This is a genomic window from Pectobacterium artocarpous (assembly GCF_046159765.1).
Lineage (GTDB): Bacteria > Pseudomonadota > Gammaproteobacteria > Enterobacterales > Enterobacteriaceae > Pectobacterium.
Genome location: NZ_JBJXVK010000001.1, coordinates 207,787 through 228,836, shown reverse-complemented (window position 1 = coordinate 228,836; position 21,050 = coordinate 207,787). Strand labels below are relative to the sequence as shown.

Here is a 21,050-nt window from a genome sequence, read left to right as displayed (position 1 = left end):
GTGTTACCCCTTAGTTTTTACGGAACATTTTCAGCATGCGCTGAGTCACGGTGAAACCACCGAAAATATTGATGCTGGCGATCAATACGGCAATGAATGAGAAAAACGACACCCATCCGCCATGGCCGATCTGCAACAATGCTCCGACAACGATAATGCCTGATATTGCGTTAGTGACTGACATTAGTGGCGTGTGCAAGGCGTGGCTGACATTCCAGACAACGTAATAGCCCACGACGCAGGACAACGCAAAAACGGTAAAGTGAGACAGAAACTCTTTTGGTGCGGCATCAGCCAACCAGCCAAACAGCAGAATAGCAATCGCGAGAAACGCGTATTTCTTCCACGGCGATGCAGGTTTGGCTTCTTCTTTCACGACCGCGGCGGCCGGTTTTGCCTGTTGTGGCTGCGCTGAAACCTGGATTGGCGGTGCTGGCCAGGTGATCTCCCCTTCTTTAACGACGGTTACTCCGCGAATCACGGTATCGTCAAAATCGACATTGATCTCACCATTTTTCTCTTTGCAGAGCAATTTCAGCAGGTTAACCAGGTTTGTGCCGTAAAGTTGTGAAGATTGTGTTGGCAGGCGGCTGGGTAAATCGGTGTAACCGATAATTTTGACGCCGTTTTCCGTCACGGTGACGCGATCGGCCACGGTCAATTCGCAGTTTCCGCCCGTTTGCGCCGCTAAATCGACGATCACGCTGCCGGGCTTCATGCTCAACACCATTTCTTTGGTTATCAGGCGTGGAGCAGGTTTGCCGGGGATCAATGCGGTAGTGACGATAATGTCGACTTCTTTTGCCTGTGCGGCAAACAGTTCCATTTCGGCTTTGATAAAGGCTTCAGACATGACCTTAGCATAGCCGTCACCACTGCCTGCTTCTTCTTCAAAGTCGAGTTCAAGGAACTCGGCACCCATGCTTTTAACCTGCTCTTTTACTTCAGGGCGGGTATCAAAAGCACGAACGATGGCACCTAAGCTACCCGCTGCGCCGATCGCAGCCAAACCGGCCACACCCGCACCGATAATCATGACTTTGGCAGGTGGAACCTTACCCGCAGCGGTAATTTGCCCGGTAAAGAAACGACCAAACTCGTGAGCAGCTTCAACAATGGCACGATAGCCAGCAATGTTGGCCATTGAACTGAGCGCATCGAGTGACTGCGCACGCGAAATACGCGGCACGGAATCCATTGCCATCACTGTCACCTGACGGGCCGCCAGTTTCTCCAACAGTGCTGGGTTTTGCGCTGGCCAGATAAAGCTGACAACCGTACTGCCTGCACGGGTCAGTTCGATTTCATCATCCTGCGGCGCATTCACCTTCAGGACGATATCGGATTGCCAAACTTCTGAACTGTCAACAATCGACGCACCGGCTTCTTCATATGCCGTATCGTCAAAACTTGCCAGTTTCCCCGCTTCACGTTCTATCGAGACCGTAAAACCCAGTTTCAGCAGTTGTTCAACCGTTTTCGGCGTCGCTGCTACACGGGCTTCATTGGCCAACCGCTCTCTTGGTACACCAATATGCATGCTGATACCCTTTTCGCTTATTCTTAACGAAGGTTATTATTTTCACCCTACTCTGTTATACAAGTTCGCCGAGACCTACTGCACCTTGTATCCCCGCATTCACACGGTAGGAAGAGGGGCTTATCATCTTCTTACCACACGTTTTTTTGGGGCGTCTCACTGTCGACGAATTCATTTATAACGTACTGAAAATGTGATCGATGATCCATAAATAAAGTGAATTTCACAGAAAAGCCGAGTTATTACAGCTTATGAAAGCCTTTCTTGGTCGAAAATCATGCTCTTCTCAGCCTTTTTTAGCATTATTACAGAAGTATTTTTCGGTGCTGTTTCACAAAAATGGGGTGTTACAAGGTTGTTAATACGATAAATCACATAAATATCCCTTATGATGGTAAAACAATCATTAACCGTTATTATTAGCACTTTTCTTGTTTAGAGCCGAAGCATTAGGGTTTTTCAGTCCTGCTGAAAATGCTAAAGCACAAGAATTTATTCCGTGCGATAATCAGCCCTATTCCGATACAGGTTGATTGCTATACCTAAATAATTCGAGTTGCAGGAAGGCGAAAGGATTTTTTATGAAGCTGAAGACTACTGTTATTGCGTCCACGTTATTGTTATCACTCTCGGCATTTTCAGCGCAGGCTGCACAGGAACTGACACCTGAGCAGGCAGAATCTCTGCAACCCTTTGAGCGGATTACGTTTAAAGGACGTTTTAACGCGATCAATGAAGCAGTAGCCGCGGCCTCAAAACGCGCCGACAAACTGGGAGCAGAGTCGTTCTATGTGCAATCCATGACGGATGCTAATTCAAGTTACTACTGGAATGTGACTGTCGACCTGTATCGCAAAGATGCGCCAAAGGTGAATGAGGATACGCAATTTCGCACCTTTTACGGCGTGAAAGAGCTGCCAAAAGATGTGGCCTATTCGCTAGAGCCGTATGATACGGTAACCGTTAGTGGATTTTTCCCCAGCCAACCAGACGTGAACGACGCCATCGCGAAAGCGGCAAAAGAGAAAAATGCGGACTCGTTCTACATTGTCCGTCAGATCGACGTGAACTCGAATAGCGCGAACCAAAGGGTTACCGCATTTATCTATAAAGCCGATGCACCAAAACGTCAACTCCAGCGTCCTGATGCAATCCCTGCTGATTCTGATGCAGGCCGCGCCGCACTGGCCGCTGGTGGAGCAGAAGCCGCCAAAGTGGAAATCCCAGGGGTTGCTTACTCTGATAGCCCTAGCCGCAACGTAGGTAATTTCTTTGAAACGCAGTCGTCCAAAGGTGGGCGTTACACAATAACGTTAACGGATGGTTCCAAGATTCAGGAACTGAATAACGCGACGGCGGCGCAGATGGTACCTTTCGATTCGATTAAGTTCCGTGGTAACTACACCAATATGACACAGGTGTCCGAAGCCGTCGCTAAACGTGCCGGCGAGAAAGGTGCCAAGTACTACCACATAACCAGACAGTGGGAAGGCAAAGGCAACAATATGACGATCAGCGCCGATCTCTATAAATAACAGCGCGGTAGAAAGCCACAAGCGTGATAAACAAAAAACCCGCAATATCGCGGGTTTTTTACATCAGTAGTCATCAATCGGCTGTAAGCAGAAGATTACTTGTTGGTATTCAGTTCAGGGAAACCTTTCACCAGATCGTCAATCGCTTTGATCTGTTGCAGGAACGGTTCCAGTTTATCCAGCGGCAGCGCAGACGGGCCATCACACTTCGCGTTAGCGGGATCTGGATGAGCTTCAATGAACAGCCCCGCCAAGCCCACAGCCATACCGGCACGAGCCAGTTCGGTCACTTGTCCACGACGGCCACCCGACGCGGCACCAAACGGGTCGCGGCACTGTAGCGCATGTGTAACGTCAAAAATCACGGGCGAACCATTAGAAACCTGCTTCATGACATTGAAGCCGAGCATATCAACAACCAGATTGTCGTAACCGAAATTGCTGCCGCGATCGCACAGAATAACCTGATCGTTGCCACCTTCGATGAATTTATCGACGATGTTGCCCATTTGTCCCGGGCTGACGAACTGCGGTTTTTTCACGTTGATGACCGCGCCCGTTTTCGCCATCGCTTCGACCAGGTCAGTCTGACGTGCCAGAAACGCAGGAAGTTGGATCACATCAACCACATCGGCAACAGGTTGCGCCTGATACGCTTCATGCACGTCGGTGATAATTTTTACGCCAAAGGTCTGTTTCAGTTCCTGGAATATTTTCATCCCTTCTTCCAGACCGGGACCACGGTAAGAGTGAATCGAGGAGCGGTTAGCCTTATCGAATGACGCTTTGAACACGTAAGGAATGCCCAACTTCTGCGTGACCGTGACGTAATGTTCACAAATGCGCATCGCCAGATCGCGTGATTCAAGAACATTCATGCCACCAAACAGCACAAAAGGCAGGTTATTGGCGACGGAGATATCCCCTATCTTGACCACTTTATTCGTCATACTTTTACCTTCATGTCTGGAAATAAATTAACGCTGCATTACTGCAAAACGGGTTCTTAATGTAAGACAATCTGTTTTTGCTCTATTGAGTGAATCTGTACTTTTATCATTTCACTCACCGGGTCTTCCGGGCACTGTTCAACGAAATAGTTGAGATCGGACAGCGCAATATGGTCGCAATCCAGCTGCGCATAAATCAGGCCGCGATCGCGGATTTCATACGGGTCATCCGGATCAAATTGCAGTACCGCTTCGCTGGCTCTTAGCGCGAGTTCCATCTGTTTTTCTTCCATCAGCGCGACTTTCAACGTATCGAGCATTTTACGCACGATCAAAACGTTCTCTGCTTCATCCAGATCTTCATCCAGCAGGCGCGTTGATGGACCGATATTACCTTTCAGCCACACTTCCAACACATGCTCACTCAGCGTATCGCCGTTTAGCGGGTTGATCAGCCACATTTCTTCGTCGAGCCAGTCGGCACGCAGAATCAGCTGGGTTGGGAAAATGACTGGCATCAGCGGTAGGCCGAGCTCATTGGCGATATGCAGGAAGATGACGCCAAGTGACACAGGTAGGCCCTGACGTGATTCAAGCACCCGATCGAGCCACAGTGCATCAGACAGGCGATAAACCCCGCCCGCACCGCCGAATCCCCAGGTGCGATAGAACAGCTCAATCAGCTTTTCAAGCTGAAGATCTTGCTCAAGATCTTCAGGGATAGCGGCCCGAGCGCTCTCAACCAGCTGTTGCAGATTTTGCCGCACATCCTGAGCGGGAAAGTCGCGGCGAATCGCCTGTGAAACCAACACGACACCATCACTTAGTAGCGACTGGTTGAACTCAAAATCAGCAATAGCACTCATAATTATTCCATCACCAGCGGTGAATGAGTCAGTGCCAGCAGCACGACCACACCAAAGCACATTAAAGCAGATACAAACGCCAGCCAGCGAACGTTCTGGCTACGGGGGCGTTTCCCCAAGGCGATAGCGCCAAGGAGGATATAAATAATAACGCCAAACAGTTTTTCCGTCAGCCAGCTTTGCTCTGGAGTAAACGGATAAATGTGGCTAATCATGATTAAACCAATACCGCTGATTAATAACAAGGTATCGTTAATATGCGGCAGGATTTTTGCCCAGCGCTGTTGCAGCAGCGCTGATTGTCGGCACAGCCAGAAAAAACGAATAATAAACAGAGAAATACTGATGCCAACCGTTGCCAGATGAAGATATATCGTGGCCGGGTAAAGAGTTATCACGTCCATTGCTCCTAATGCGTTGGGGCATCCAACCAGCGTCCTAACGACACGCGGTCATTGCCACCATAGTCCTGACAGGTTTCTATTTGTGTGAAACCGCGTGCCTGCAAAAGTTGACGCACTGCATCAGCCTGCTGCCAGCCATGCTCCAGCAGCAGCCAACCATTTGCCTCTAAATAATGTGGGGCAGACTCAATGATGGCGCGTAAATCCGCCAGCCCGTTGTCGGCGGCAATCAGCGCGCTGGCGGGTTCAAAACGAACATCGCCCTGCGACAGATGCACATCATCCGCATCGATATACGGTGGATTACTGGCGATGAGCGCAAAGCGCGTTTGAGCAAGCGGTGAATACCAGCTTCCAGACAAGAAACGGGCGTTGTCGAGCCCCAATTGTCGGGCATTTTTCGTTGCTAAGGCAACAGCATCCGGTTGAACATCAACGCCTGTCACCCGACAATCACGTCGTTCACTGGCCAGCGCCAGCGCAATTGCCCCGGTTCCGGTCCCCAAATCCAGCACGGCACACGGCGTTTGAGGCAGGCGCAGCAGCGCCTGTTCAACCAGGCATTCGGTATCGGGGCGAGGAATCAATGTGGCGGGCGAGACGGCCAGTGGTAGTGACCAGAACTCGCGCGCACCGATCAAATAGGCGATAGGTTCTCCCTGTTCACGGCGTGCCAGCAGTTCGGTTAACTGCTGCTGTTCCGTCTCATTCAGCTCGGTTTCGCCAAATGCCAGCAAAAACGTGCGAGACTTGCCAGTCACAAAGCCCAGCAAAATTTCAGCATCTCGCTTCGGGCTTTCTCCCGCCGCAAGCTGAGTCGCGGCAGAGATTAACCAATCCTGATAGGTCATTATTCCTGCTCGGACAACGCAGCAAGTTGATCGGCCTGATATTCTTGTACGACAGGCTGGATCAGCGTATCCAGTTTCCCTTCCATGACTTCATCCAGCCGGTAAAGCGTTAGGTTAATGCGGTGATCGGTCACCCTTCCCTGCGGGAAATTGTAGGTACGGATGCGGTCAGAGCGATCGCCGCTGCCGAGTAGGTTACGGCGAGTTGACGCTTCTTCCTGCTGACGTTTCTGCACTTCTGCCGCACGAATACGTGCCCCTAGCACAGACAGCGCTTTGGCTTTGTTTTTATGCTGTGAACGCTCGTCCTGACATTCCACGACAATACCGGTTGGCAAGTGAGTAATACGGATGGCGGAATCGGTGGTGTTAACGTGCTGACCGCCCGCACCAGAAGAGCGGAAGGTATCAATACGTAAATCTGCGGGGTTGATATCCGGCAGTTCCGCTTCCGGCACTTCCGCCATCACGGCGACCGTGCAGGCTGACGTATGAATGCGCCCTTGAGACTCCGTGGCAGGAACGCGCTGCACGCGATGGCCGCCAGATTCGAACTTGAGCTGACCGTACACGCCGTCGCCGGAGATTTTAGCGATAACTTCTTTATAACCGCCATGCTCACCATCGCTGGCGCTCATCACCTCAACACGCCAGCGGCGTGATTCGGCATAGCGGCTGTACATGCGGAACAGATCGCCAGCAAAAATCGCGGCTTCGTCGCCGCCCGTCCCGGCACGTACTTCCAGAAAACAGCCGCGCTCATCATCGGGATCTTTCGGCAACAACAGCACCTGAAGCAGCTGCTCCAGTGCCTCAATCGTCGCTTTACCCTCTTTCAATTCTTCCTGCGCCATATCGTGCATTTCTGGATCGTCCAGCATTACTTCTGCGGTCTGCTGATCCTCTTGCGCCTGCTGCCATTGCTGGAAACAGCGAGTAATATCAGTGAGCTGAGCATATTCTCGCGACAACGCGCGAAAACGATCCATATCAGCGATGACGCTGGGCTCACCGAGTAACGCCTGGACTTCCTCATGGCGTTCTTGTAACGCTTCCAGTTTAGCAACAATAGAAGGCTTCATGCGGGCGGTTAAATCCTGTAGTAGAGATGAATGCTAGTCCAGCCCAAGGCTGTCACGTAAAATTTGTAACCGGTTTTGGTCGCCGTCACGAGCGGCTTGCTGAAGGGATTTGGTCGGCGCGTGAATCAGACGGTTGGTTAAGCGGTGCGTCAGTTCCTGAATCACCGCTTCAACATCATTACCATGTTGAATGGCAGCCAGCGCCTTGGCCGTCATTTCCGCACGCAGCTCATCGGCTTGAGCACGATAATCGCGAATGGTCTCCACCGCTGACTGCGCTCGCAGCCAGGCCATGAAGTCGGAGCTTTCCTGCTGCACGATGGATTCGGCCTGCACCGCCGCCGCTTTACGCTGTGCGAGGTTATGCTGAATAATCGCATGCAGATCGTCCACGCTGTAGAGATACACGTTCGGCAATTTTCCGACTTCCGGCTCAATATCACGTGGAACCGCAATATCCACCATCAACATTGGCTGATTTCGTCTGGCCTTTAGCGTCCGTTCCATCATCCCTTTTCCGATAATCGGCAGTGTACTGGCCGTTGAACTGATCACGATGTCGGCCTGAGCAAGCTGTTCATCTAACTCGGCCAGCGTGATGACTTCTGCGCCCACTTCCGTTGCCAGCACCTGGGCGCGTTCACGGGTGCGGTTCGCAATCACCATTTTTTGTACCTTATGCTCACGAAGATAGCGAGCAACCAGTTCAATGGTTTCTCCAGCACCAACAAGCAGCACGGTAACGTCCGCCAGTGATTCGAAGATCTGCCGCGCCAGTGTACAGGCGGCAAAGGCAACCGACACCGCACTGGCACCAATATCCGTTTCCGTACGAACACGTTTGGCCACGGTAAAAGACTTCTGGAACAGCCGTTCCAACTCGCTGGACAAAGAATGGCCACGCTGTGATTCGGCAAACGCCTTCTTCACCTGTCCCAAAATCTGCGGTTCGCCTAACACCAGAGAATCCAGACCGCTGGCTACACGCATCAAATGGCTAACCGCGGCGTTATCCTGATGCCAGTAAAGACTGCCGTTGACGTCTTCCGGGCGCAATTGATGATATTCACACAGCCAGCGAATCAACTGTTCACGCTGGTTTTCCTGCTCGTCAACGCTAAGATAGAGTTCCGTACGATTGCAGGTAGACAGCACAACGCCACCCTGCACCAGCGGTTGCTGTAGCAGACTGTCGAGGGCCACCCCTAATTTATCTGGTGAGAACACAACGCGTTCACGCAGAGAAACTGGTGCGGTCTTGTGATTAATACCAAGCGCAAGCAGGGTCATTAGGCTGTTTCTGAGTAATACCGGTCTTAGTATGGATTTCGTTTGAGTCGCATTCTACTTGATGCAGGGGTGCAAGAAAAGCGACAGCACGCGATACACCTCGTCTAGGGTAGTCACTTTTTGACAGAAAACATTAAACGCCATTGACGAATAACAATCATTGACGCTGAGCGGTAAGCCCGTTAGCGTGACGTCTTTCACGAACTTCATTCATTTACAGGATACGACCGCCATGCCAACCAAAACCGTCCGATGCCTGCGTTTACTGCCTTTAGCCAGCGTGTTGCTAGCCGCCTGTAGCGTTCATCAACCGATCCAAACGGGTAAAAGCCCCACCTCGCCAGAGTGGCAACAGCATCAGCAAAAAGTACAGCAACTCAGCCAATATCAGACTCGCGGTGCTTTTGCCTATATCTCCGATAGTAAAAGAGTATCAGCCAATTTTTTCTGGCAGGACACACCGCCTCAGCGCTATCGCCTGCTGCTGACCAACCCACTCGGCAGCACCGAATTAGAACTGCGCGCCCAGCCTGACGGCGTGCAAATCACCGATAATCAGGGTAAGCGTTACGTGGGGAAAGATGCCGAATATATGATTCAGCAACTCACCGGTATGGCGATCCCGCTAAACAATCTGCGCCAGTGGATTCTCGGCATCCCGGGCGATGCCACCGAATTCACGCTGGATGAACACTATCTGCTGAAAACGGTCACCTATCGTCAGGGCAATCAAAACTGGAATGTCAGCTATCAGAGTTACAACACCGAGCTGACGCCTCCTCTCCCAACGAGTCTAGAATTAGTTCAGGGTGAGCAGCGTATCAAGCTGAAAATGAATAACTGGATGGTTAAATAAGCGATGCAACCGACGGTTATCGAGACATGGCCTGCTCCGGCCAAACTGAATCTGTTTCTTTATATCACCGGCCAGAGAAAGGACGGGTATCATCTGCTGCAAACACTGTTCCAGTTTCTGGATTACGGCGACACCTTGACGATTCGGTCGCGTGATGACGACCAAATTAACTTGCTCACACCTGTCGATGGTGTAGAGAACGAACAAAATCTGATCGTCCGCGCGGCACGCTTATTACAGCAGTACTGCGAACGCCATCATCTCCACCCTGTCCGGTTCGGTGCAGACATCAGTATCGATAAATGCCTGCCAATGGGCGGAGGGTTGGGCGGTGGCTCATCCAATGCGGCTACCGTTTTGGTCGCCCTGAACCATTTGTGGCAAAGCGGGCTGAGCGTTGATACGTTGACCAAGTTGGGACTGGAATTAGGTGCGGACGTTCCCGTGTTTATTCGTGGACATGCCGCTTTTGCCGAAGGTATTGGTGAACAGCTAACACCCGCGAATCCGCCAGAGAAATGGTATCTGGTGGCACACCCTGGTGTGAGTATTGCCACGCCATTGATTTTCGGCGATCCAGAATTGACGCGTAATTCGCCAGTTCGTGATTTAGAAACTTTATTAAACCAAACCTTCGTCAATGATTGTGAAGCTATCGCAAGAAAACGTTTTCGTGAGGTTGAACAGCTACTTTCATGGCTGCTAGAATATGCCCCGGCGCGCCTGACTGGAACGGGAGCTTGTGTGTTTGCAGAGTTCGACACCGAGTTCGCAGCCCGTCAGGTGCTTGACCAGGCCCCGGAATGGCTCAATGGTTTCGTCGCGCGAGGCGTTAACGTCTCTCCGCTACAACGTACGCTTTCCGGGCAACGTTAGGTTTTGCCACACACCGGCTGCCGTGCGGTCAGGCTGTAGCAAACTTAATTCATACACCCGTATGCATATTGTGCCTGTTGCTCTTCCCTGCCCGGCAGGTGCAATATTTCTCTGGACGCAAGCCTGAGGTTCTTCTCGTGCCTGATATGAAGCTTTTTGCTGGTAACGCCATCCCGGAACTAGCACAACGTATTGCCAACCGTTTGTACACTAGCCTTGGCGACGCCGCTGTCGGTCGTTTTAGCGATGGCGAAGTCAGCGTGCAAATTAATGAAAATGTACGCGGTGGTGATATTTTCATCATCCAGTCCACCTGTGCACCCACCAATGACAACCTGATGGAACTGGTTGTGATGGTCGATGCTCTGCGTCGCGCTTCGGCGGGACGTATTACCGCCGTTATCCCCTACTTCGGTTATGCCCGTCAGGATCGTCGTGTACGTTCCGCACGTGTGCCCATCACCGCGAAAGTCGTTGCTGACTTCCTGTCCAGCGTCGGTGTTGACCGTGTTCTAACCGTTGATCTGCACGCTGAGCAGATTCAAGGCTTCTTCGATGTGCCAGTAGATAACGTATTCGGTAGCCCGATCCTGCTGGAAGATATGCTGCAACAGAATCTGGAAAACCCAATCGTGGTTTCTCCAGACATCGGTGGCGTTGTGCGCGCGCGCGCAATCGCTAAACTGCTGAACGATACCGACATGGCGATCATCGACAAGCGCCGTCCGCGTGCTAATGTTTCTCAGGTGATGCATATCATCGGTGACGTCGCTGGCCGTGACTGTGTACTGGTTGACGATATGATCGACACCGGCGGTACGCTGTGCAAAGCAGCAGAAGCGCTGAAAGAACGTGGGGCGAAACGTGTATTCGCTTATGCCACACACCCGATCTTCTCAGGCAATGCTTACGAGAACATAAAGAACTCTGTCATTGATGAAGTGATTGTCTGCGACACCATTCCGTTGGCGGAAAACATTCGTTCACTGCCGAATGTTCGTACGTTAACGCTGTCTGGTATGCTGGCCGAAGCGATTCGTCGTATCAGCAACGAAGAATCTATTTCTGCGATGTTTGAACATTAATCGCGGCTGATCGGGTAACCGATCGCAAACGATAATAATAATGAAGCCACCTATAACAAGGTGGCTTTCTTATTTCTACCCACAGTTAAAAGCAAAAAGCCGCCATAGCAAAATGACAGCGGCTCTCATGTTCAATTTTCATTAATGCCTGTTGCGTCATTAATGGTTATGGGTGACGCTGGCGGCGACAACGCTTATCAAAGTGTTTAACCCACCAATAACGGTCTGCAACTTCCTCACGCCCGCTAATACGCGCTCCCACTAACCAAAATATTGCGCCAGAAAAAATACCGACCAGATCAATATAAGTCATAAATTCAGGAACATTCAGTTTAGGGAACTGGCTGGCGATGGAAAAACCGATGCCGCCAATCATCAGAATCATACCGAGCCCCATCAACATGTTACCCAACACTGTCACGTTTTTACGTTTCATCTGCCACCTCCAGATTAATTCTGTGGATGAATCGGAGTGCCATTACCGTCTACTTTCTTATTATTGATGTAATTATAGGCAATAATGTACCTGGATGATTGCGGGAGCGATCACAGATAAAACGAATGATTAATATTTTTTACGTTTAAATAAATAGATAAAATTCTGAATAATCACATTGCCGAACAAATAACATTGTATTTACATTTCAACATCAATATACCCTAAGTAATTCGAGTTGCAGGAAGGCGGCAACGCAGTAAATCCCCAAGAGCTTACACAAGTAAGTGACTGGGGTGAGCGAGGAAAACCAACGCACATGCAGCTTGAAGTATGGGGATATTTGGCTATCCACCACACGGTGTGTAAACTAGCGCTTTCGTTTATCACGCAACCCCGCTTAAGTGTAAGCACGTAATCTGGAATATACCGTGAGCAGCATTAAATTAATTGTCGGCCTGGCCAATCCCGGCGCTGAATATGCCGCCACCCGCCATAATGCGGGCGCCTGGTTTGTCGATCGTCTGGCGGACGTTTACCGTCAGCCGCTGAAAGAAGAAAGCAAATTTTTTGGTTACACGTCCCGCTTGAACATGGCTGGTCAAGACGTACGCCTGCTGGTTCCTACCACGTTCATGAACCTGAGCGGCAAAGCCGTCGCGGTAATGGCTACCTTCTATCGCATTCAGCCTGATGAAATCCTGGTTGCCCACGATGAACTGGATTTATTACCGGGGATTGCCAAACTTAAGTTAGGTGGCGGACACGGCGGCCACAACGGACTGAAAGACATCATTAGTAAATTGGGTAACAACCCAAACTTCCATCGTTTACGTATTGGTATTGGCCATCCGGGCGATAAAAGCAAAGTGACCGGTTTTGTGCTGGGTAAGCCGCCGACAAGCGAACAGACGTTGATCGACGATGCCATTGACGAGGCCGTGCGCTGCACAGAAATTCTAATGAAAGAAGACATGATCAAAGCAATGAATCGCTTGCATGCCTTCAAAGCGGCATAATCTGGTTAGAATACGGATGGCAGATCGAGATAAATCGTCATTCCGTGTATAATCGGCCGTAATGTTTCCATTCTGAAAGGCGATATACAGTAATCGTCTGATTAATAAGTTATTTAAGGTGATATAAACATGGGATTCAAATGCGGTATCGTTGGGCTACCTAACGTCGGTAAATCCACACTGTTCAATGCGTTGACCAAAGCCGGCATCGAAGCGGCCAACTTCCCGTTTTGTACCATCGAGCCGAACACTGGCGTTGTGCCAATGCCCGATCCACGTCTGGACAAATTGGCTGAAATCGTTAAGCCGCAGCGTATCCTCCCTACCACCATGGAGTTTGTTGATATCGCGGGCTTGGTAAAGGGCGCGTCCAAAGGTGAAGGCTTGGGTAACCAGTTCCTGACCAACATCCGTGAAACGGAAGCCATCGGCCACGTTGTACGCTGCTTTGAAAACGATAACATTATCCACGTAAACAACAAAGTTGATCCGGCCGATGACATCGACGTGATCAACACCGAACTGGCGTTATCTGACCTCGATACCTGTGAACGCGCCATTCATCGCGTGCAGAAAAGAGCCAAAGGCGGCGATAAAGATGCGAAAGCTGAGCTGGCTGCACTGGAGAAATGCTTACCGCAGTTGGAGAACGCCGGGATGCTGCGTTCACTGGATTTAAGCGACGAAGATAAAGCAGCGATCAAATACCTGAGCTTCCTGACGCTGAAACCAACCATGTACATCGCTAACGTCAACGAAGACGGTTTCGAAAACAACCCGTACCTCGATAAAGTACGTGAAATCGCGGCCGCTGAAGGTTCTGTCGTCGTGGCCGTCTGTGCCGCCGTTGAATCAGATATTGCGGAACTGGACGATGCTGACCGTGAAGAATTTATGGCTGAGTTAGGTCTGGAAGAACCGGGTTTGAACCGCGTTATCCGCGCGGGCTATGAACTGCTGAATCTGCAAACCTACTTCACTGCTGGCGTGAAAGAAGTTCGCGCCTGGACTATCCCTGTCGGTGCCACCGCCCCACAGGCCGCAGGTAAAATTCACACCGACTTCGAGAAAGGCTTCATCCGTGCCCAGACTATCGCCTATGAAGATTTCATCACCTACAGAGGTGAACAAGGCGCGAAAGAAGCTGGAAAAATGCGTTCAGAAGGCAAAGACTACATCGTAAAAGATGGTGATGTCATGAATTTCCTGTTCAACGTCTAATGAAATCTATCGTCTCATGAGGTTTCGCTGAATCTCACAAGAGTCGTAAAAAGCTATAAAATCCACGCAATTGCGTGGATTTTTCTTTTCATGGCGTCTCACGTAATCTCATGACAGCGCAGTCAAAATAGACAAGGACTCGCTATACTCACTGATACGCAATGCCGCACTGCCAAGTCGAAAGAAAAACTCTATCGACTCAATGGCTTCAACGGTCTCTAGCTCGAAGTGAAACCCAACGGCAAAAAAGCATGGCGCTAACGGTTTAAACTCAATGGTAAATCCAGCATGTTCGCGTTGGGTGAGTATCCAGCGGTGAAACTTGCCGAGGCGCGGGAGAAATGCGAGCAAGCCCGTAAACAAGTCGCAGAAGGCCTCAACCCGGCACAGGCTAGGCAGCTAGATAAGCTCCGCAAGGTCAACGATGCCTCCAACACCTTTGAGCTTATCACCAAAGAGTGGCTACAAATGAAATTACGGGCATCGACAGCACCTCTTTCCGGGCTGGGATAACCCACGTGGCCCGATGACATCACACTCTCTACGCCAGCTACTGAAAAGCCTCGGCTGGAGCGGAACGTATAGCCCACATGCCCTCCCCGAACCACAGGCCGCACACGTTTAAACGAGAGGGGCTATCAGCCTGATGCTATCAAGGCTCATTTTACCCATGCAGATACTAATAATGTTCGCCGCACGTATTACCACGCGACTTATCTTGATGAACGCAAAGTGATGATGCAGGATTGGGCAGATAAGCTTGATGGATGGGTAGGAAGCATACACAGCAATATTGATGTTTCGTAACCCATTGATGCATTGGTGTTTTAACACTGATTACTAACGATTATTTTCCACCAGAGTATAAAAACTACATTTTAATCTACACTTTTATAAGCATCTGATTTTACGAGCATTGTTTGCCCTGCCCGTCTGACGTTATAATCCCTCTGTTTTCCATCCCTCTAATAACACGGGGCATCTCCATGAGTCGATACCATGTATCCAGCAGTGAAGGCCAGTATGAGAAAGACTCTGGCGAACAAGTTTTGGCTAACAAACTGGGGATCGCTGCTTCTGATGAGATGGATGAGGCTGAACTTACCCTGTTGGAACAACTCTACCAGTCTGTTTTTGAAGAACAGTTCCCGGAATGGCAACTCAGCGTAGCCCTGCTAAAAAGCTGGCATCGCCGCTGGTTAGGTAACATCTACGAGTGGGCTGGACAAGAAAGAGCGGTAAATATCAGCAAGGACGGTTTTATGTTTGCTCCCTCAGCACAATTGCCGAAACTGCTGAACGAATTCGACACCAAGTATCTGGCTCAATACACGCCGTGTAGTGGCATGGATGAAGAACAACTCATCACCGCTATCGCCATAACCCATGTCGAGCTGATACTCATCCACCCATTCAGAGAGGGAAACGGGCGTTTGTCGCGACTATTAGCCGACGTGATGGCTGTTCAGGGAGGATACAAACCGCTGGATTATCAAAGCTGGGAGCAAAACAAAACCCAGTATATCTCGGCTATCCATGCTGGCGTATCAATGGACTATGAGCCGATGAGGCACTGGGTCAGAGAAGCATTGAGAAGTGATTAAACCGCAAGACGCAAATGGGCGAATTTTTTGCGCGTCGCTTCAAGGGAGGCTTCAATCTTCGCGGAGGACTGCCCTGTTTCTACAGCTGTAGACGTCACCACTGAGCGAACGATGTCAGCACGAGATGGCTTGGTGTAGCTTACCTGAGTTTTTTTGCTGTTGCTCATAATTACTCCTGAAAAGCAGAATCTGGGCTGAAAAACACCGTACAGACATTATACCAAGATTTCTACACAAATTCACATCTAGCCCCGCCAAAGATTCACTCATTGGCCGAGCCCTTTAAGCAATACATCAAGTATGAAACGATTGGCTAAATTTAGCAGTGAGCGTGTCGGCTTTTAGCATGAAGGAGTCAATGACCTTTTATAGCATTGGTGATGTAGCAGAGCGATGTGGAATTAACCCTGTAACACTGCGTGCCTGGCAACGACGTTATGGGTTGCTGAAACCGCAGCGCAGCGAAGCGAAGGCGGGCATCGCCAGTTTGATGAAAGTGATATTCAGCGAATCGAAGAAATTAAGCGTTGGGTAGAAAGTGGTGTTCCGGTTGGTAAGGTCAAAGCCTTGTTAGAAGGAAAAAGCATTGCCATCAATGATGGCTGGTCGTCACTTCAGGAAGAAATGATGACCATATTGCGTCATGTTCGTCCTACCAAGTTGCGCACCATGATCATGGCAATACATCGCGAGCATTCTGCCGACGAAATCATCGATCATGTTTTTATCCCCGTCCGTCAACGCTTCAGCCTTGATCAAAATACATCGCGGATTATGTCTAGCTTGCTGGATGGCGTTCTCATTGAATATGCGGTCTTGCGCCTTGCTGAGACGCGTAAGAAAAAAGGGAAAGAGGCTTTACTGATCGCATGGGATAACGATGACCGCACGCGCCTCTGGCTAGAAGCGTGGCGCCTTTCACAGCAAGATTGGAATAATATTGACGTGCTGGCTGAACCACTGAGTGCGCCCCGCCTGGAGCTTTTTCCCGGTCAACACCTCTTTGTATGGACAGGAAAGGCCTTGTCTCGCAGCCAGAATGAACAACTCACTCACTGGCAGGAACAAGGTTTTGCTATCGATTTTCATTCTGCGTAATGGCGTTGGTTCATTGAGATAAACCAACGTTCAATGACACGGCAGAATGGCTGACAAACCCCGTTGACGCTTGTATGAGAAACCCTTACCGTCTGTCACCGATGACGCTCGTTCTGGTGCGTCAGGTGTATCATTTTTTCAGCGCCAGCAGCGTTTTTCCCATCCCAATAACGAATTCATTTTGCTGTCCGATGACCTTATGCAGCGCGGCTTCATCCTGGATATTATCGACCATATTGATGGCCTGCACCTCCAGCACGCGCCCTTTAATCAGCGTCGAACACAGCGAATGCAGGACCTTGTTGTTCAGAATCGTTTGTAAGCAACGAAAAGGCGTCGCATCGTCAATGTTTCCCGCACGCTGATCGGGTTTGATGCGTTGGCGCAGCATCTCTTTTTCCGTGCTAGCAATCACCGCATCCAGATCGCTGGGCGTCGATGCGATGGGAATAGTTCCCTTGCTGTCTGGTGGTAGCATAAACAGTGAAACCAGTGCCTTATTGCCTGTCGTAGGATCGACATATTCGGTCTGTGCCATATGGTTAGCCGCATCGACCACTTTGTCCCGCTGCATCATGTTCAACAACTGCGCAGGTAATGCATCGGTAAGATCCTGCGTGGTATAGCCGACGAACAAATCTGGATCTTTTGCCTCTGCGACACCGTAGAGCGGTAGCGCCAGTAGCAGGACAACAATCCTTTTCTTTATCACACTGATTTTCATTATATTCCTCGACGATTCATTGTGTGCTTCCCCTATCCTACCACGCGTTATTCTTCGTGCACTGAAGCGGATAACCTCGGGCTTTTTTACCACGTTTACACGCAGTAACGCACTCTACAACTGCAAGAAAGAATAGCATTTTTTATACAAAAACTTGTTGTCGGAGGATTCCTTCGCTAGAACCGTGCCGTTTACTCCCCCTAATGTGTCATTTGGAGCCCCTAAGTACCCTCTCCCACTAACCGTCGACGACTGCATTAGCAGCCTCGATTCGATGCAGTCTGCGCCAGTGTTAGCAGAATACGCCGAACGCATCAAATCGAAAGTAAATCGTGAGGGTTGTGTAATGATGATTAATCATAGGGTTAGCATGGATAACATCGAGGATGGGCAAGTGACCCGCAGAAAAGAAAAAAGGAATGGGAGTACGGCGAAACGGGTGAAAATACTTCTTGATAATAAAACGAAGTCAATGAGGATAAGCACGCACCGAAACAATCGTTTACAGCACGCGATTGCCCATTTTATCCGCTTGCTGCCACGTTAAACGTAAACATTCAGTTGGTTATTTGCCGTCGGGCGGTTAATCCCGTCCGCCACAGGTGGCTTAAAGACCGAACCGCTATTTTCGTAAGTTGCTCGGGTTCGGGTAGATGCGTCTGGATGAGGATAACCAGACAGCTGCGACGAGCGGGAGATACCCTGTACGTGATCAGGTTTGTCCGGCATAGTGTAATATGACACTGGAGAAACAAGGTTGAGACCAATCATATTTCTTCCCCCTATTCATCTTTATCTCATCTGCCAGTAAAACTTATCTTGCTTACCAATGAGTATAGAACAGTCAAACAGAGGGAATATGTAAGGTTTTGTCTGAAAAAACGCCGCTGGCGCTATCGTACCAACATTCACCATAGCGCGTTCATCGCTCACATTTTTCGGCTTACTCAGCGCTGAGCCAGCAGCCGAATCGAGGCCTCACGCTCACGGAGTGACGTCACCGGCGTATGGATGATGAATTCATCCACGTCAAAGCGCTGATGGTAACTTTCCAGATGTTGGTGAATGTGCTCCGGCGTGCCGTAAAGCACATTGCGCGGCTCCTGCACGATACGGAAATCCGTCGCGCCCGCCTGCCGCACAAAATTATCGGCCTGCTCCTGACTCCCTACCGTCAGCGGCGGCTTGTTCTCAATATAAACCTTATAATTATGCTGCGTGCTGGCCAGTGCCTCCGCATCCTCATAACGTTCGGCGGCAATCACCGACAGCGACAGCAGTGTCTGAGCACTGGCTGGCTTCAATTCCCGATAGCTCAGCAGGGATTCCGTCAGTAGCGTGTCACTGGCGTTAATGAACCCGGCGAAGACAAAACTCCAGCCCAGCGAGGCGGCTAACCGCGCGCTCTCCTGACTGGCACCCAGAAGAAAGCGCTGTGGTACATGTTCTGGTAATGGCGTGGCATTCAGGCGTTCGGCCGTCTTGTCATGTCTGTCGAGAAAACGGTTTAATTGCTGTAATTTCTCCGTGAAGGCCACTCGTGTCGCTTCACTGATTTCCTGCTGTAGCGCCCGCGTTGCCAGTGGCAGCCCGCCCGGCGCTTTGCCAATTCCCAAATCCACACGTCCGCCCGCCAGTGCACCGATCACATGGAAATTCTCTGCGACTTTATACGGACTGTAGTGCTGTAACATCACCCCGCCGGAGCCAATCCGCAGCGTGGTAGTGTGCGCCAACAGCCAGGTGATTAAAACCTCGGGAGATGACCCCGCCAACTCATCAGAGTTATGATGCTCGGAAACCCAAAAGCGGTGATAGCCAAGTGTTTCTGCCACTTTCGCCAGCGACACGGTTTGCGCCAACGCCTGTTCCACGCTCATGCCTTCGGCAATGGGGCTTTGATCTAATAAACTGAGCTTATATTCCACGATGTTTCCCTATTTTCAACGCCTCTATTTTCAGCAACCATCCATCAGCGTCATTTATTGAAAGTGATGTTTTATTTCAAAACCATTCATACATAATGATTTGTTTCAATTTAAGCGTCACGGTAAGAACCTGGCAAAAAAAACAGAATAAGAAGCATGTTGCATAACAGCGTGAAATATAAATACCAATAACGAATTTTGTTAGCAGAAATTTTAATAAAGGAAATCCCTCATTGCTGGAAAAATAAATTACGCATAAATCATTCGCATTACGAACAGGAAATGGCATTGCTTTCCCAAAATATTAAATATATCGGGATAAAAAGGCATGAAATATAACCAGATGGTATTTATCCGCTGAGCTACTATCGGCTACCTTTATCATGTTTGAGTTTTGTTAAGGAGGTGTATTGATATGGCTGAATCTATCCCCTGTTGTGATACGTCATTCGAGCAACAGCTAATTAACTGGCGACGGCACTTGCACCAGTACCCGGAACTGTCCAATCAGGAACACCAAACCACCGCGCACATCACCCGCTGGCTACAAGAGAAAGACATCCGCCTGCTGCCCCTGACGTTGACCACTGGCGTCGTTGCCGAGATCGGTCACGGCAGTGGCCCGACGATTGCGCTGCGGGCCGATATTGATGCCCTGCCGATTGAAGAGCTGGTAAATGTGCCATTTCGCTCTGAGCATGCAGGCGTCATGCATGCCTGTGGGCACGATTTCCACACCGCAGTGATGCTGGGTGCCGCCTGTTTACTGAAAAAGCGCGAATCTGTCTTACCGGGTAAAATCCGCGTCTTTTTCCAACCGGCAGAAGAGGTTTCTACTGGCGCTAAACAATTTATCCGCGCGGGTGCACTCGCCGATGTGGCTGCCGTTTTCGGTCTGCACAACGCGCCTGAACTTCCCACAGGCACCTTCGCCACACGCAGCGGCCCGTTTTATGCCAACGTGGATCGCTTCGCCATTCACATTACCGGCAAAGGCGCGCACGCCGCCAAACCCGAACAGGGCATCGACAGCATCGTCACCGCCTGCAATATCGTCAATGCGCTACAAACGTTGCCCAGCCGCAGTTTCAGTTCACTGGAGTCGCTGGTCATCAGCGTCACGCGCATTCAGGGCGGCAACACCTGGAATGTACTGCCGCAAACGGTAGAATTGGAAGGCACAGTACGCACCTACAATGCCGCGATTCGCGCGGAAATACCGGAGCGCATTGAACAGTTGATCGGCGGTATTGCCGTTGCGTTGGGTGCCAAAGCGGAACTGAAATGGTACCCCGGCCCGCCAGCGGTCGTGAATACCAACGAATGGGCAGTTTTCAGCAAACAGATTGCCCGAGACGCAGGCTATCAGGTGGAAAACGCCGAGCTGCAAATGAGTGGCGAGGACTTTGCGCTTTACCTTCAGGAAGTGCCGGGCACCTTCGTCAGCATTGGTTCAAACAGCGAATTTGGCCTGCACCATCCTCAGTTTAACCCAGATGAAAGTGCGATTGCGCCTGCCTCACGCTATTTCGCACAGTTGGCGGAGGCCGCGTTGCATCGGCTGCGTACCACGAAAGTCACTCCACCGCAGGCGGTACTGTCTCGATCGTAATACCTTGTTCTACAACTAGAGTCATCCACAAACACATCACCTCCGCACGATCAATTCGGCGGAGGTGTATTGA

General features: G+C 50.3%; 19 protein-coding genes and 2 pseudogenes. 10 read left to right on the top strand and 11 right to left on the bottom strand.

Annotated features, from left to right (window positions below; translation table 11 throughout):
* Positions 1–10: 10 nt before the first annotated feature.
* Positions 11–1,540: a Re/Si-specific NAD(P)(+) transhydrogenase subunit alpha gene (gene pntA, locus ACKQAD_RS01015; RefSeq protein ID WP_409158420.1), complete on the bottom strand. Its 1,530-nt coding sequence runs from the start codon at positions 1,538–1,540 to the stop codon at positions 11–13.
* 581 nt (positions 1,541–2,121) lie between these two features.
* On the opposite strand from pntA, the gene ydgH reads away from it, so the two are divergent.
* A complete protein-coding gene (gene ydgH, locus ACKQAD_RS01010) occupies positions 2,122–3,075 on the top strand; it encodes a DUF1471 family protein YdgH (RefSeq protein ID WP_409158419.1) in 954 nt (317 codons plus the stop codon).
* A 95-nt stretch (positions 3,076–3,170) separates the two neighbouring features.
* Here the strand turns inward: ydgH and kdsA are convergent, their stop codons facing one another.
* From kdsA to hemA, 6 genes are read right to left on the bottom strand one after another with little or no spacing between them, the layout of a single operon-like run.
* On the bottom strand, positions 3,171–4,025 hold the full coding sequence (gene kdsA / locus ACKQAD_RS01005; protein ID WP_409158418.1) for a 3-deoxy-8-phosphooctulonate synthase: 855 nt from the start codon (positions 4,023–4,025) through the stop codon (positions 3,171–3,173).
* A gap of 56 nt (positions 4,026–4,081) precedes the next feature.
* The gene (sirB1, locus tag ACKQAD_RS01000) at positions 4,082–4,891 is read right to left on the bottom strand and encodes an invasion regulator SirB1 (protein ID WP_409158417.1); all 810 of its coding nucleotides are present in this window, start codon (positions 4,889–4,891) and stop codon (positions 4,082–4,084) included.
* Between the two features lie 2 nt (positions 4,892–4,893).
* Positions 4,894–5,295 (bottom strand): SirB2 family protein, encoded by a 402-nt coding sequence (locus tag ACKQAD_RS00995; protein WP_409158416.1) that lies wholly within the window; start codon positions 5,293–5,295, stop codon positions 4,894–4,896.
* Positions 5,296–5,300: 5 nt separating this feature from the next.
* Positions 5,301–6,146, bottom strand: a complete 846-nt coding sequence (gene prmC / locus ACKQAD_RS00990) for a peptide chain release factor N(5)-glutamine methyltransferase (RefSeq protein ID WP_409158415.1) — start codon at positions 6,144–6,146, stop codon at positions 5,301–5,303.
* Positions 6,146–7,228, bottom strand: a complete 1,083-nt coding sequence (gene prfA / locus ACKQAD_RS00985; protein ID WP_409158414.1) for a peptide chain release factor 1 — start codon at positions 7,226–7,228, stop codon at positions 6,146–6,148. Before prfA ends, prmC begins: the two co-directional genes overlap by 1 nt.
* 33 nt (positions 7,229–7,261) lie before the next feature.
* Positions 7,262–8,518 (bottom strand): glutamyl-tRNA reductase, encoded by a 1,257-nt coding sequence (hemA, locus tag ACKQAD_RS00980; RefSeq protein WP_409158413.1) that lies wholly within the window; start codon positions 8,516–8,518, stop codon positions 7,262–7,264.
* Positions 8,519–8,750: 232 nt separating this feature from the next.
* Between hemA and lolB the strand changes: the two genes are divergently transcribed.
* The 3 genes from lolB to prs all read left to right on the top strand — a co-directional run bounded on the left by lolB (position 8,751) and on the right by prs (position 11,335).
* Positions 8,751–9,374: a lipoprotein insertase outer membrane protein LolB gene (gene lolB, locus ACKQAD_RS00975; RefSeq protein WP_409158412.1), complete on the top strand. Its 624-nt coding sequence runs from the start codon at positions 8,751–8,753 to the stop codon at positions 9,372–9,374.
* A gap of 3 nt (positions 9,375–9,377) precedes the next feature.
* The gene (gene ispE / locus ACKQAD_RS00970; protein WP_409158411.1) at positions 9,378–10,250 is read left to right on the top strand and encodes a 4-(cytidine 5'-diphospho)-2-C-methyl-D-erythritol kinase; all 873 of its coding nucleotides are present in this window, start codon (positions 9,378–9,380) and stop codon (positions 10,248–10,250) included.
* A 137-nt stretch (positions 10,251–10,387) separates the two neighbouring features.
* Positions 10,388–11,335 carry a ribose-phosphate diphosphokinase gene (gene prs, locus ACKQAD_RS00965; protein WP_010274915.1) on the top strand — a complete coding sequence of 316 codons (948 nt, stop codon included), beginning with the start codon at positions 10,388–10,390 and terminating at the stop codon, positions 11,333–11,335.
* A gap of 166 nt (positions 11,336–11,501) precedes the next feature.
* Here prs and ychH read toward each other — a convergent pair whose 3' ends face one another.
* Complete coding sequence (gene ychH / locus ACKQAD_RS00960) at positions 11,502–11,771, bottom strand: stress-induced protein YchH (RefSeq protein ID WP_409158410.1); 270 nt, start codon at positions 11,769–11,771, stop codon at positions 11,502–11,504.
* A 431-nt stretch (positions 11,772–12,202) separates the two neighbouring features.
* On the opposite strand from ychH, the gene pth reads away from it, so the two are divergent.
* From pth to ACKQAD_RS00940, 4 genes and pseudogenes are all read left to right on the top strand, one after another.
* Entirely contained in the window at positions 12,203–12,790 is a 588-nt protein-coding gene (gene pth / locus ACKQAD_RS00955; RefSeq protein ID WP_409158409.1) for an aminoacyl-tRNA hydrolase, read from the top strand.
* Between the two features lie 129 nt (positions 12,791–12,919).
* Positions 12,920–14,011 (top strand): redox-regulated ATPase YchF, encoded by a 1,092-nt coding sequence (gene ychF / locus ACKQAD_RS00950; protein WP_409158408.1) that lies wholly within the window; start codon positions 12,920–12,922, stop codon positions 14,009–14,011.
* A 144-nt stretch (positions 14,012–14,155) separates the two neighbouring features.
* Positions 14,156–14,818, top strand: a pseudogene (locus tag ACKQAD_RS00945) (tyrosine-type recombinase/integrase).
* A gap of 179 nt (positions 14,819–14,997) precedes the next feature.
* Positions 14,998–15,615, top strand: a complete 618-nt coding sequence (locus ACKQAD_RS00940; protein ID WP_409158407.1) for a Fic/DOC family protein — start codon at positions 14,998–15,000, stop codon at positions 15,613–15,615.
* On the opposite strand, the gene ACKQAD_RS00935 is transcribed toward ACKQAD_RS00940, so the two are convergent.
* On the bottom strand, positions 15,612–15,782 hold the full coding sequence (locus ACKQAD_RS00935; RefSeq protein WP_409158406.1) for a hypothetical protein: 171 nt from the start codon (positions 15,780–15,782) through the stop codon (positions 15,612–15,614). The genes ACKQAD_RS00940 and ACKQAD_RS00935 overlap by 4 nt on opposite strands.
* 191 nt (positions 15,783–15,973) lie before the next feature.
* Between ACKQAD_RS00935 and ACKQAD_RS00930 the strand changes: the two are divergent.
* Positions 15,974–16,713 (top strand): annotated as a pseudogene (locus ACKQAD_RS00930) (MerR family transcriptional regulator).
* Positions 16,714–16,843: 130 nt separating this feature from the next.
* Here ACKQAD_RS00930 and ACKQAD_RS00925 read toward each other — a convergent pair.
* Both ACKQAD_RS00925 and ACKQAD_RS00920 read right to left on the bottom strand, forming a co-directional pair.
* Positions 16,844–17,437, bottom strand: a complete 594-nt coding sequence (locus ACKQAD_RS00925; RefSeq protein ID WP_409158405.1) for a hypothetical protein — start codon at positions 17,435–17,437, stop codon at positions 16,844–16,846.
* A gap of 947 nt (positions 17,438–18,384) precedes the next feature.
* Positions 18,385–19,365, bottom strand: coding sequence for an LLM class flavin-dependent oxidoreductase (locus ACKQAD_RS00920; protein ID WP_409158404.1), 981 nt, complete (start codon positions 19,363–19,365; stop codon positions 18,385–18,387).
* Between the two features lie 415 nt (positions 19,366–19,780).
* Here ACKQAD_RS00920 and ACKQAD_RS00915 point away from each other — a divergent pair, with 415 nt between their 5' ends.
* Entirely contained in the window at positions 19,781–20,977 is a 1,197-nt protein-coding gene (locus tag ACKQAD_RS00915) for a M20 peptidase aminoacylase family protein (protein ID WP_409158403.1), read from the top strand.
* Positions 20,978–21,050: the final 73 nt, after the last annotated feature.

Bases quoted from the DNA above. Each gene is read 5' to 3' on its own strand.
- pntA (WP_409158420.1), bottom strand. From the start codon at position 1,540: ATGCATATTGGTGTACCAAGAGAGCGGTTGGCCAATGAAGCCCGTGTA.
- ydgH (WP_409158419.1), top strand. From the start codon at position 2,122: ATGAAGCTGAAGACTACTGTTATTGCGTCCACGTTATTGTTATCACTC.
- kdsA (WP_409158418.1), bottom strand. From the start codon at position 4,025: ATGACGAATAAAGTGGTCAAGATAGGGGATATCTCCGTCGCCAATAAC.
- sirB1 (WP_409158417.1), bottom strand. From the start codon at position 4,891: ATGAGTGCTATTGCTGATTTTGAGTTCAACCAGTCGCTACTAAGTGAT.
- ACKQAD_RS00995 (WP_409158416.1), bottom strand. From the start codon at position 5,295: ATGGACGTGATAACTCTTTACCCGGCCACGATATATCTTCATCTGGCA.
- prmC (WP_409158415.1), bottom strand. From the start codon at position 6,146: ATGACCTATCAGGATTGGTTAATCTCTGCCGCGACTCAGCTTGCGGCG.
- prfA (WP_409158414.1), bottom strand. From the start codon at position 7,228: ATGAAGCCTTCTATTGTTGCTAAACTGGAAGCGTTACAAGAACGCCAT.
- hemA (WP_409158413.1), bottom strand. From the start codon at position 8,518: ATGACCCTGCTTGCGCTTGGTATTAATCACAAGACCGCACCAGTTTCT.
- lolB (WP_409158412.1), top strand. From the start codon at position 8,751: ATGCCAACCAAAACCGTCCGATGCCTGCGTTTACTGCCTTTAGCCAGC.
- ispE (WP_409158411.1), top strand. From the start codon at position 9,378: ATGCAACCGACGGTTATCGAGACATGGCCTGCTCCGGCCAAACTGAAT.
- ychH (WP_409158410.1), bottom strand. From the start codon at position 11,771: ATGAAACGTAAAAACGTGACAGTGTTGGGTAACATGTTGATGGGGCTC.
- ychF (WP_409158408.1), top strand. From the start codon at position 12,920: ATGGGATTCAAATGCGGTATCGTTGGGCTACCTAACGTCGGTAAATCC.
- ACKQAD_RS00940 (WP_409158407.1), top strand. From the start codon at position 14,998: ATGAGTCGATACCATGTATCCAGCAGTGAAGGCCAGTATGAGAAAGAC.
- ACKQAD_RS00935 (WP_409158406.1), bottom strand. From the start codon at position 15,782: ATGAGCAACAGCAAAAAAACTCAGGTAAGCTACACCAAGCCATCTCGT.
- ACKQAD_RS00925 (WP_409158405.1), bottom strand. From the start codon at position 17,437: ATGAAAATCAGTGTGATAAAGAAAAGGATTGTTGTCCTGCTACTGGCG.
- ACKQAD_RS00915 (WP_409158403.1), top strand. From the start codon at position 19,781: ATGGCTGAATCTATCCCCTGTTGTGATACGTCATTCGAGCAACAGCTA.